Consider the following 12,264-nt stretch of genomic DNA (forward strand, 5'->3'; position numbering starts at 1 on the left):
ATCTGACCATGACCCGCTCATTACGCATCTTCTACATCGCCCTGTTCCTGTTGACCCTGTTGGCACTGGGCCTGTGGTCCACGCGCAGCTTCTTCGGCTTCAGCACCAATGCCGAGGCGACGGTGCTCAACGGCCGCTGGACCAAAGCCGTGGAGACGCACTACGACGACGAGTTTCCGATCAAGCGCCTGGGCACCAACCTCTGGGCCGCGCTGGATTTCAAACTGTTCAACGAAGGTCGTCCGGGCGTCGTGCTCGGCCGCGATCAGTGGCTCTACAGCGATGAAGAGTTCAACCCGATCGTCAACGAAGAGCTGAACCTGCAAGGCAACTACGCGCTGGTCGAAGGCGTACGCCAGACCTTGAAAGAGCAAGGCGTGCAACTGGTGATGGCGATCGTGCCGGCCAAGACCCGCCTGTACCCGGAACACTTGGGTGAGGTGAAGCCTTCGAGCATTCACGCCAACCTCTACAAGGACTTCCACGCCCGTGTCGCGGCCGACAAGATCCTCGCCCCCGACCTGCTCGGCCCGCTGCAAAAGGCCAAGCAGAACGGTCAGCAAGTGTTCCTGCGCACCGACACTCACTGGACACCGGAAGGCGCACAAGTCGCCGCCGAGACCCTGGCGAAAACCATCGCCGACAAACTCCCGCTGAGCGGCGAACCGCAAAACTTCGTCACTGAACCTGCGGAAAAAGTCACGCACAAGGGCGACCTGCGCCTGTTCCTGCCGCTGGACCCGCTGTTCGAAAACCTGATGCCGGCACAAGAACCCCTGCAGAAGCGCAACACCGTGGCGGCTGGAGATCAGCCGGCCGGTGACGACGCCCTGTTCGCCAACACCGAAGTGCCGGTGGCCCTGATCGGCACCAGCTACAGCGCCAACCCGAACTGGAACTTCGTCGGTGCGCTCAAACAAGCGCTGCGCAGCGACGTGGTCAATTACGCCGAAGACGGCCACGGCCCGATCCTGCCGATGCTCAGCTACCTGAAAAGTGATGCTTTCAAGAACAGCCCGCCACAGGTGCTGATCTGGGAGTTTCCTGAACGCTATCTGCCTGTGAACAACGAAATCGGCGACGCCGACCCGCAGTGGGTCGCAGAGCTCAAAGAAGCCGGCGCCCGCCAACAAAACGTAGCCGCAAACACTAAATCCGAGACGCCCGACCGGGCGCAAAACTGAAAGAGAGAGGTACTTCCATGACTTTCACTACTACTCCTCGCCGTCTCGCCGCTCGCTCCTTAAAGGCAGTTGCTTTGGCCGCAACCTTCAGCGTGTTGTCCATGAACGCCTTCGCCGGTGGCGACGCCGCACTCTATGGCCCGACCGCCCCCAAAGGCTCGAGCTTCGTACGGGTCTATAACGCCGGTAACGCTGAAGTCAGCGCCACCGTCGGCAGCACCAACCTGAGCGACGTCGCACCGCTGTCCAGCACCGACTTCAGCTTCATGCCGGGCGGCGACTACAGCGCCAAGGTCGGCAGCCAGACCCTGCCTGTGAAACTCGCCGGTGACCACTATTACACCTTGGTCAACAACGCTTCCGGCGCGCCACAACTGATTGAAGAACCGCCGTTCAAGAACAAGCAGAAGTCCCTGGTGCGTCTGCAGAACCTGAGCGACAAGCCGCTGACCCTGAAAACCGCTGACGGCAAGACCGACGTGGTGCCAAGCGTGGCCGCCAAGGGCCGTGGCGAGCGTGAGATCAACCCGGTGAAAGTCAGCCTGGCGCTGTTTGAAGGCGACAAAAAAGTCAGCGATGTAAAACCGGTTGCCCTGGAACGCGGTGAAGCCGCCGTGCTGTACGTCACCGGCAGCGGCAGCAGCCTGTCGCCAGTCTGGGTAAAACGCCCGGTCTCGACGCGCTAAGCATTTTGCCCGACTGACGCAGTTCCCTGTGGGAGCGAGGTGTCAGTCGGGACACGGAATAAGAACAAGAGTGAAACGACAGAACGTTCGTAGCTCTAACCAATCGATTTTAAAGGAGTAACAACATGATTCCGGTGATCTTGTCAGGTGGTAGCGGCTCACGTCTTTGGCCGCTTTCGCGTAAACAGTTTCCCAAGCAATTCCTGGCCCTGACCGGCGAGCACACGCTGTTCCAGCAAACCCTGGAACGCCTGGTGTTCGAAGGCATGGACAGCCCTATCGTGGTGTGCAACAAGGACCACCGCTTCATCGTCAACGAGCAGTTGAGCAACCGTAAACTCGAAGCCCAGCGCATCCTGATGGAACCGTTCGGTCGCAACACCGCGCCAGCCGTGGCCCTGACCGCGATGATGCTGGTCAATGAAGGTCGCGACGAGCTGATGCTGGTGCTGCCGGCCGACCACGTGCTGGAAGACCAGAAAGCCCTGCAACGCGCCCTGGCCCTGGCCACCGTCGCAGCGGAAAACGGCGAAATGGTGCTGTTCGGCGTCCCGGCCACCAAACCGGAAACCGGTTATGGCTACATCAAGTCGACCAATGATTCGCTGTTGCCCGAAGGCGTCAGCCGCGTTTCGCACTTCGTCGAAAAACCTGATGTGAAACGCGCTACCGAGTTCGTCGAGTCCGGCGGTTATTTCTGGAACAGCGGCATGTTCCTGTTCCGCGCCAGCCGCTTCCTCGAAGAACTGAAAAAGCACGACCCGGACATCTACGACACCTGCCTGCTGACCCTTGAGCGCAGCGATCACGACAACGACACCATCACCCTCGACGAAGCCACCTTCGCCTGCTGCCCGGACAATTCCATCGACTACTCGGTGATGGAAAAAACCCAGCGCGCCTGCGTCGTGCCGCTGACCGCTGGCTGGAGCGATGTCGGTTGCTGGTCGTCGCTGTGGGAAGTCAATGAAAAAGACGCCAACGGCAACGTCACCAAAGGCGACGTGGTCATTCAGGACAGCAAAAACTGCATGATCCACGGCAACGGCAAACTGGTGTCGGTGATCGGCCTGGAAAACATCGTGGTGGTCGAAACCAAGGACGCCATGATGATTGCGCACAAGGACTCGGTCCAAGGCGTGAAACAGATGGTCAACACCCTCAACGAGCAGGGTCGCAGCGAAACCCAGAACCACTGCGAAGTCTATCGTCCGTGGGGCTCCTACGACTCGGTGGACATGGGCGGCCGCTTCCAGGTCAAGCACATCTCGGTCAAACCGGGCGCGTGCCTGTCGCTGCAAATGCACCACCACCGCGCCGAACACTGGATCGTGGTCAGCGGCACCGCTGAGGTGACCTGCGATGAGAACGTGTTCCTGCTGTGCGAGAACCAGTCGACCTACATCCCGATCGCCTCGGTCCACCGTCTGCGCAACCCGGGCAAGATTCCACTCGAGATCATCGAAGTGCAGTCGGGCAGCTACCTGGGTGAAGACGATATCGAGCGGTTCGAAGATATCTACGGTCGCTCCACCCCCATCGAGCGCGGCGTGTCGGTGAAAACCATCGCGCAGTAAGCGTTCAGCAAGACAAAAGCCCCCATCCAACCCGCTGCGTCCCCTATCCGCAGCGGGTTGGGCGGGGGCTTTTTTGCTGACGTGATGCCAAATCACATTTTCAATGGATTTCTACTTTGCTTTGCAAATGTTTTCCATTTCTCTAACGACTGGCCAGGCAGCGGTTTCAATTTGCCTGTTTTAAAATAATCACTTTGTAATTCGCTCCTTGTCACATGGCCTGAATCGATCATGAATTTAGCCATGTTCCCACCCCAATGTTGAGCCTCTCCACCTACGCTCGTTGTGAAATAACCCGTTTTGTAGTCCGCCCCGGGGTACATGGCATTAAAGACCTGATGGGCAAAGTAGTCGGTAATGTTTTCGTCATAATTACTGTTACTGACAGACGTATCCGTCTCTTGCTGAAAACCTACATGTCTGTGCGAAGAAGCATGCAAGGCTTCGTGAACAACCGTCGAGCGAATTTTATCTACATCAAGCTGACCATTTTCAGAATAATCCGGTGCGGTTACTCCCATATAAATTATTCCGTCTGGCGACGTCCAGGCGGCAGGATTGGCACGAAGCTCTACCTGATTGAACTGCATCGTTCTATTGCCAGGAACAGACCTGATTTTTTCAAAAAGTTCTTCGTGCGTTACATCCACTACTTTTAGAGGGCTAACCGATACACCAAATAATTGACCGATCGTTTTAGCAAGCTGAGCCGTGTCGACATAGTCATTTGTTTTCCATGGCTTTGAGGCCTGATTCGCTGGCATTTGCGGCCGCGCCAATACAATTGGCTCAAAAAGCGTCTGAGCCTGCGCGACTTGCCCTGGCAGTGGTGGCCGAGGTGGAACGGGACCAGCGCCAGGCGGAGGTGGGGGTGGCAGTGCCGCCGATCCCGGTGGAACAGGTGGCCGTGGAGGTGCCGGGGGTGCGCCTGGTACATTAGGCGCCCGTCCATCGACATCGATCAACGTGACTGGGTTGTTTCTAACCATTCGATACAGGTTCAAACCATCTACCGGGCCTGCCGGATCCGGATTAAGCCAACGCTGCAACCACGTTAAGTAGTATCTGAATCCGTAGTAATAAAGCTCCGTAGCATCCCGTTCCTTCCCCGAATACCGAACGGTTTTGTAATCCCCATCGGTATCGTTCGGACCCGCAGACCAGGCGGTTTCACCAAAGGGGTGATAGGTTTCTCGACTGATGATTCGCGCGTCATCGGCGAGTTCCAGCGTGCAGGATTTCAAGTAGTCGACGAAGTTGTAGCGGTACTGATCGTTGGTCACACCGGACGGTGGAGCAGTTTCCCAATGTAACACTCGAACACTATTGAGCCCGGCCTGCGCACTGATGACCTGCCGCACCTCCCCGGTACCGCTATCGGTGCGCAATTCAAGTCCCGGCAAGTAACGCACTTCAGCCACCACGGTTCGGGCATTGGTATTCAGTGAGCGGATTTTGCGCACGCGCTGACCACCGGCATCGTAGACATAGGACTCCCGATCATTGAGCCCTGAGGCACGCTCCACCGGACTGACCGATTGCAACTGATTGCGCAAATCCCATGTCAAAAAACGCCCCTGATCCAGCTCCAGCAAATTGCCTCGGGCGTCGAATGCCGCGGCGATTTCTTCCTCGGTCGGCTCCACTCCGTTGCGCCAGGGCAAACAGCGATTGCTGGACCGCGAAGCTTTCAGTTCACGCCCCGGACTTTGCGAGCCGACATGTGCCAGCTTCAGCAAATTGCCAGCCTCGTCATACCTGTAGGTTTGCTCGTAGTTGCTGAGCGCCGCGGGATCGTTGCGCCCAACGGATGCCGGCCCTTGGTTGGGACCGCCCGCCTCCCAGCCAGTCGCCTTGATCAATTGATACAGACTGTCGTAGGTAAATCGACTGACGGGGTCGATGCGTTGATTGTTGAAAAAACGCACCGGCAACGCCTTGTCTTCGATACTCAGCACATTGCCCATTCGGTCGTAGACGTAAAACAGGTGTTGCAGCAAGCCGCTGTGCTCGCTGTGCGCCCGACGCTCGATCAGACGCCCGTCTTGCGCAGAATACTTGAGGGTCGTCTGTACGTTGTTACCCGCCACTTCGCGAGTGATCTGTCCTTGGGCGTTGTATTCGATCTCGCTGACCAGTGTTTGCCAGGTCGGCTTGCCCGCCAGTTTCAGGGCGCTGTGGAGTAGTCGGCCATCAAGGGTGAAGCCAAAGGTCTGACGGTTCTGCCTGGCATCAACCGACTCCAGCACATTCCCCAGCGGACCGAATTGCCACGTCGAGACCGCTCCATCGCCGCGCTCCAACAACTCATCGCGAGCAGCAAACAGTTCTGGCCAATCAGGCGCGACCACATCCTCGGTAAAGTGCTGAACTTGCCTGGTGCATTGACCGGTGATCGCAAACGCCTCAAACAATACGGTCCCGCCGGGGCCATCCTGTCGAATCAGTTGCCCGGCCAGGTTGTGGTCCTGGTGCCCCTGACCGGGACGACCATATTCCATGCGCTCGGCACAACGTCGGGGTGCTGTGGCGACGTGTTCAAACACCGCCACGGGACGCAGCCTTTCGTCGTATTCAACTTCGCGTCGTGTGCCGCGACTGTCCCAGCCTTGCAGCATTTCATTGGCCAGCCCCATAAGACTGATCTGCGACCCGGCATCCACGCTCTGCGTCGATACCGCAACACCGGACAGCGAATACACCGTCACGAGATTGGCGGGCGCCAGCGGATCTTGCTCCTGTAACCCCCAAAGCCGCGGGTCCCACTGCATGATTGGGTGCCCGGCGGCATTGTGGAGCGTGCGATTGATGCGTGCCTGAGTCGGCTCGCCTTCAACCTCGCGCCAATAATCAATGGAACGGATCGTCAGCGCTTGCGGGTCGACGACCGACACTTTGGGGGTTTTAGAGTGCATGCCGACGTGTCCCTGTGAGCCAGCGGTTATCTGACCCCTCGCGCCACGGCACGGCTACTGTCAGAAATTACAGTTGCGACCAACGGCAACAATGACAGATCCGCGAATGGCGAGCTGGCGCCCATCGCGCAGTGATTGATCGATAACACAACAAGCCCCTGTCCAGCCCACTGCGTGAGCTATCACCAGTGGCTTGGGCAGGGGTTTCTACTGAGCTTTTATTAAGCGGTGACGACCTTCTTGCTCATGGTCTTTCGGACCTTGGTGCGCTCGAAAACATTCACGGAGGACTTCGCCCCTCCAAAAAAGCTTTTCTTGCCCGGGGAGTACTTCCCAATCCCCACTGCGCCCTGAAGAGTTTGATAGTGAATGTCCCACGTGCGTAGCTTTCGGTCGTACCTCATAAAGGCAAACCCGGTTGTTTCTGTGACCACATTGTTGTTTTCATCAACGTCAAATCCGTAATCCGGAAACTCCATGGCTGCACTGAGTCCCATTCCATGTTCGGCGGCGGGTAACTTGTTGTATTGGGCATCTTCCTTCGAGCCCTCCACATGCCTTACGCGCAACACATTGGCGTTGAGTTGATCCACGGTCAGTGAACAACCACTGAAACCCGGTGTAAAAACAAACTCGGGGTCCGTGCCTTTAGGGTGGACCGGTATGTCCACGTACCCTCCCTGCGGAGCCCAATAGGCGGAGACTGAACTGGACTGATCAGGTATTTCACCCGAGGCGATGTCGACGACCTTGAGTGCATTGAACTCGCCCTTCGCCGCACCGGCATACGTCATCCGCTGCATTGAAAAGATAAAACTGGCGCCCCCTGCCTTTTGCACCAGTTGCGAACCAACCTGGGGGGAGTAAGCGACTTTCGTTGACATCAGCAAGTCAGTATTGACACTCACCCGACTAAACTCCGGTACTGATAATGCCTGGCGGATATCCGTCGGTTGCCCCGTGAATGGCACCATGGAGACAGGTTTCCCCGCATCAACTGGCCGGGCGCCCGACACCTTGCGTTGATCTCCCACTGCGATCACCGGCTCCCAAAGACCGCTTGCCTGCTTCTTGCGCGTCACAGCCCCATCATCATCGATAAAACTCACTGGATTGTTTCGGGTCATCCAATACAGATTCAAACCATCGACAGAGCCTGCCGGGTCGGGACTCAACCAACGCTGCAACCACGGGATGTAATAGCGAAACCCATAGTAATAAAGCCCTGTCGCATCCCGTTCCTTGCCTGAATACCGAATGGTTTTGTAGTCGACTGCAATGGCATCTGCGCCGGCAAACCACGCCGTCTCACCGAAGGGATAGTAGATTTCGCGGCTGATGATTCGTCCGTCATTGGCCAGTTCCACCGTGCAAGAATTCAGGTGATCGACCAGGGTGTACCGATACTGATCGTTGATGCCGGACGGTGGATCGCTTTCCCAGTGCAACACCCGAACGGAATTAAGGCCGGCCTGCGCGGTGATGACTTGCAGCCTCTCACCGGTGCCACTGTCGTTACGCAGTTCCAGCCCGGGTAGATAGCGCACTTCGGCTATCACGGTTCTGGCATGGGTCTGCAACGAGCGAGTTTTTCGTACCCGTTGGCCACCGCCATCGTAGAGATAGGACTCAACGTCATTGCGTCCGGAATCGCGCTCCACCGGGCTGACCGACTGCAACTGATTGCGCAGGTCCCACGTCAAAAAACGCCCCTGATCCAGCTCCAGCAAATTGCCCTTGGCGTCGAATGCCGTCCTGATTTGTTCTTCCGTGGGGGGCACGCCGTTACGCCAGGGCAAACAGCGATTGCTGTACCGCGCAGCTTTCAGATCACGTCCCGGACTTTGCGAGCCGACATGTGCCAGCTTCAGCAAATTCCCGCTTTCGTCATAACGGTAGGTTTGCTCGTAGTTGCCAAGCGCCGCGGGATCGTTGCGCCCAACGGATGCCGGCCCTTGGTTGGGAGCGCCCGCCTCCCACCCCGTCGCCTTGATCAATTGATACAGACTGTCGTAGGTAAATCGACTGACGGGGTCGATGCGCTGATTCGCGAAATAGCGCGTCGACAAGGCCTTGTCCTCGATGCTCAGCACATTGCCCATTCGGTCGTAGGTGTAGAGCAGGTGTTGCAGCAATCCGCGGGGCTCGCTGTGCGCCCGGCGCTCGATCAGAAGCCCGTCTTGCCGAGAATATTCGAGGATCGTCTGTACGTTGCTACCCGCCACTTCGCGAGTGATCTGTCCTTGGGCGTTGTATTCAATCTCGCTGACCAGTGTTTGCCCGGAGGGCTGGCCTGCCAGTTTCAAGACACTGTGGCGCAGTCGGCCATCAAGGGTGAAACCAAACGTCTGACAGTTCTGCCTGGCATCAACCGACTCCAGCACATATGCGAGAGGACCGAATCGCCAGGTCGAAACAGCACCATCGCCAGGCTCCAACAAATCATTGCGTTCAGCAATCGACGCTGGCCAATCAGGAGCGATGGCATCCTGTGAGAAGTGTTGAACGTGCCTGGTGCATTGGCCGGTGATCGCAAACGCCTCAAACAATACGGTCCCGCCGGGGCCATCCTGTCGAATCAGTTGCCCGGCCAGGTTCTGGTCCTGGAGTCCCTGACCGGGACGACCATATTCCATGCGTTCGGCACAACGTCGTGGTGCCGTGGCGACGTGTTCAAACACCGCCACGGGACGCAGCCGTTCGTCGTATTCAACTTCGCGTCGTGTGCCGCGACTGTCCCAGCCTTGCAGCACTTCATTGGCCAGGCCGAAGAGACTGATCTGCGAACCGGCATCCACGCTCAGCGTCGATACGGCCACATCGGACAGCGAATACACCGTGACGAGATTGGCGGGTGCCAGCGGATCTTGTTCCCGTAATCCCCAAAGCCTGGGATCCCACTGCATGATCGGGTGCCCGGCAGCATCGTGGAGCGTGCGATTGATGCGTGCCTGAGTCGGCTGGCCTTCAACCTCGCGCCAATAATCAATGGAACGGATCATCAGTGCTCGCGAGTCGACGACCGACACGGTGGGGGTTTTAGAGTGCATGCCGGAGCGTCCCTGTAAGCCAGAGGTCAGCTAATCGCTTGTGACGCGGGTCGGCTACTGTCAGAAATTACAGTTGCGACCAACGGCAACAACGCTTGATCCGCGAATGTCCATTCGCCCGCCCCTTCGGTAGGATGGAGGTCATGAGTTCAAGGAGCGTACCTACATGTTCATCGGCGTCCTGCTGGTCATTACCTGGCTGATCCTGCTGCTGCGCTACCCGTCCAAGGCGTTTCCCGTGTCCGTGGCGGCCGCCGTCGGTTTGGGCCTGGTGGCCACCTGGGTGATCTGGCTCGACAACCGCGAGGTCAAGCAACTCGCGCGGCTGGAGCTACGCATTGCCTACGCGCCCGAGCAGTGCCCGGCGGATCGTCCGTTACAGCTGAAAATGAACAACGGCAACGACGTGCCACTGACCGAATTGCGTTGGCGCATCGCCGCGTATGCGCCGGGTGACACGGTCAATCTGGCCGACAACCAATACGAAGCCCCGCGATATCGTGGCCCCGGCGAGCTGCAGGCCGGCGCCAACTGGGAAGACTGTTTGCCACTGCCGCCATTGCGTCCCGGCTATCGCCCGCAAACCCTGGAGTTTCGCGCCGAGCGTTTGCAGGGTAGTTTCTCCGATTAATCCCACTTCTTATTTTGCACAAGGACCGCGCCATGCCCGTTGCGTTGATTACCGGTTGCTCCAGCGGCATTGGCCGTGCCCTTGCCGACGTGTTCAAAAATGCCGGCTACGAAGTCTGGGCCAGTGCCCGAAAGAATGAAGACGTGGCCGCGCTAACCGCCGCCGGTTTCACCGCCGTGCAACTGGACGTCAATGATGGCGCCGCGCTCGAACAGCTGAGCGAGCAGATCAATCAGCAACATGGCGGCCTCGACATCTTGATCAACAACGCCGGTTATGGCGCGATGGGGCCGCTGCTCGATGGCGGTGTACCGGCAATGCAGCGGCAGTTCGAGACCAATGTATTTGCCATTGTCGGGGTCACACGCGCGCTGTTCCCGGTGCTGCGTCGCGCCAAGGGGTTGGTGGTGAACATCGGCAGTGTTTCAGGGGTTCTGGTCACGCCGTTTGCGGGTGCCTATTGCGCTTCAAAAGCGGCGGTTCATGCCTTGAGCGATGCGCTGCGCATGGAACTGGCGCCGTTCGGTATTCGCGTGATGGAAGTCCAGCCGGGCGCCATCGAATCCAGCTTCGCTAAAAATGCCGGGCATGAAGCCGAACAATTGATCACCGAGCAATCGCCGTGGTTTCCCCTGCGCGAAGGCATTCGTGCGCGGGCCAAGGCGTCTCAGGACAAGCCGACGCCGGCCCGGGAATTTGCGCAGGGGTTGCTCAAGGCGGCGCAGCAGGGCAAGCCACCGCGTTTGATTCGATTGGGCAATGGCAGTCGGGCGTTGCCGTTGTTGGCGGGTTTGCTGCCAAAAGGGTGGCTGGAATCAGGGTTGATGAGGCGGTTCGGGTTGCGTAGGCAGCTCTGAGACCGGGCCGATGACGTCCGAACAAACACAGAACATTTCAGGAACACACTTCAATGACCGACTACACCCACTACTTCGACGAAGTCATCCAGGCCCACGTCGCCATCGAACAATGGCTGGCCGAAGAACGAGACGACTCGGAACTTGAACAACTGCTGAGCCGGTTTTCACCGCAGTTTTCCATGATCTCGCCATTGGGCCGAGTGCTGGATTTCGAGGCATTGAGCGAGCTGTTTCAACTGGCGGGCGGCAAGAAGCTCGGGTTCAGGATCGAACTCAGTGAATTGCGCGGTGTGGCGCTGTATGACGGCGGCGCGGTGGTGAGTTATCGCGAGCAACAGACCGATGCCACCGGGCTGCATTCGGATCGGCGTTCGACCGTGGTGTTTGAGAAAGACGCCGATGACCGGCTGATCTGGCGGCACTTGCATGAGACCTTTTGCAAGGGCTGACTCGCTCGCTTCTTGTGGCGAAGGGGCTTGCCCCCCGTCGCCACAGGGTTACTCGCCAACTGCTGGGTTAACCACCACCGTACACGTAATCCCCGCCGCCAACAGCACCCCCTCCGGCACTTCATCAATGTGAATCCGCACCGGCACTCGCTGCGCCAATCGCACCCAGTTGAACGTCGGGTTCACATCGGCAATCAGTTCTCGACTCTCCGGGTTATCCCGATCGTAGATGCCGCGAGAAATACTCTCCACATGCCCCTTCAGCACCTCGCCGCTCATCAACTGCATATCGGCCTTATCGCCCACGCGCACGTGCGGCAATTTGGTTTCTTCGAAGAAGCCATACACCCAGAACGAGTTCATATCGACCACGGCCATTTTCGCTTCGCCGATGCGCGCGTAGTCGCCACGATGGACGTTGAGGTTGGTCACGTAACCGTCCACCGCCGCCCGCACTTCGGTGCGTTTGAGGTTCAGCTCGGCAGCTTCGAGCTGCGCCTGCGCGTGTTGATAATCGGCCAGCGCCGAGTCCGCGATGTTGCTGGCGTCGTCGCGATTTTCCCGGGAGATCACCAGGTTGTCCATGTCCGCACGGCGGCGGGCGTTGACCTTGCGCATTTCCCACGTGGCCTTGCGTGAAGCCACCAGCGACTGCGCCTGCTTGACCGCGATGCGGTAGTGCTCGGGATCGATCTGCATCAGCAGATCGCCCTTCTTCACTTGTTGGTTGTCACGCACCGGCACGTCCACCACTTCCCCGGTGACGTCGGCGGCGACATTGATGATGTCGGCGCGCACCCGGCCATCGCGGGTCCACGGGGTGTCCATGTAATGCACCCACAAGGTCCGGCCGATCCATAGTGCGAGGGCCAGCACCAACAGGGTCGCGAGCAGGCTGAAAAGCTTTTTCAT

At 58.4% G+C, this 12,264-nt stretch carries 9 protein-coding genes; 6 read left to right on the plus strand and 3 right to left on the minus strand.

Features of this window, described 5'->3' with window-relative positions; all coding sequences use genetic code 11:
• The first annotated feature begins 8 nt into the window (after positions 1-8).
• The 3 genes from J2X66_RS10270 (at position 9) to J2X66_RS10280 (ending at position 3,447) form a co-directional block, all read left to right on the plus strand.
• The gene (locus tag J2X66_RS10270) at positions 9-1,184 is read left to right on the plus strand and encodes an alginate O-acetyltransferase (RefSeq protein ID WP_310263753.1); all 1,176 of its coding nucleotides are present in this window, start codon (positions 9-11) and stop codon (positions 1,182-1,184) included.
• A 17-nt stretch (positions 1,185-1,201) separates the two neighbouring features.
• The gene (locus J2X66_RS10275; RefSeq protein ID WP_310263755.1) at positions 1,202-1,870 is read left to right on the plus strand and encodes an alginate O-acetyltransferase AlgF; all 669 of its coding nucleotides are present in this window, start codon (positions 1,202-1,204) and stop codon (positions 1,868-1,870) included.
• 125 nt (positions 1,871-1,995) lie between these two features.
• On the plus strand, positions 1,996-3,447 hold the full coding sequence (locus J2X66_RS10280) for a mannose-1-phosphate guanylyltransferase/mannose-6-phosphate isomerase (protein ID WP_310263756.1): 1,452 nt from the start codon (positions 1,996-1,998) through the stop codon (positions 3,445-3,447).
• Positions 3,448-3,539: 92 nt separating this feature from the next.
• Here the strand turns inward: J2X66_RS10280 and J2X66_RS10285 are convergent, their stop codons facing one another.
• Entirely contained in the window at positions 3,540-6,362 is a 2,823-nt protein-coding gene (locus J2X66_RS10285) for an RHS repeat-associated core domain-containing protein (protein ID WP_310263759.1), read from the minus strand.
• A 221-nt stretch (positions 6,363-6,583) separates the two neighbouring features.
• Entirely contained in the window at positions 6,584-9,412 is a 2,829-nt protein-coding gene (locus J2X66_RS10290; protein ID WP_310263761.1) for an RHS repeat-associated core domain-containing protein, read from the minus strand.
• A gap of 166 nt (positions 9,413-9,578) precedes the next feature.
• Here J2X66_RS10290 and J2X66_RS10295 point away from each other — a divergent pair, with 166 nt between their 5' ends.
• From J2X66_RS10295 to J2X66_RS10305, 3 genes are read left to right on the plus strand one after another with little or no spacing between them, the layout of a single operon-like run.
• A complete protein-coding gene (locus J2X66_RS10295) occupies positions 9,579-10,043 on the plus strand; it encodes a multidrug transporter (protein ID WP_310263763.1) in 465 nt (154 codons plus the stop codon).
• Positions 10,044-10,075: 32 nt separating this feature from the next.
• Positions 10,076-10,900, plus strand: a complete 825-nt coding sequence (locus J2X66_RS10300) for an SDR family oxidoreductase (RefSeq protein WP_310263766.1) — start codon at positions 10,076-10,078, stop codon at positions 10,898-10,900.
• A 53-nt stretch (positions 10,901-10,953) separates the two neighbouring features.
• Entirely contained in the window at positions 10,954-11,352 is a 399-nt protein-coding gene (locus J2X66_RS10305; RefSeq protein WP_310263768.1) for a DUF4440 domain-containing protein, read from the plus strand.
• A 48-nt stretch (positions 11,353-11,400) separates the two neighbouring features.
• On the opposite strand, the gene J2X66_RS10310 is transcribed toward J2X66_RS10305, so the two are convergent.
• Positions 11,401-12,264, minus strand: a complete 864-nt coding sequence (locus J2X66_RS10310; RefSeq protein WP_027924601.1) for an HlyD family secretion protein — start codon at positions 12,262-12,264, stop codon at positions 11,401-11,403.

Source organism: Pseudomonas sp. 3296, from assembly GCF_031456615.1.
Classification (GTDB): domain Bacteria; phylum Pseudomonadota; class Gammaproteobacteria; order Pseudomonadales; family Pseudomonadaceae; genus Aquipseudomonas; species Aquipseudomonas mucoides.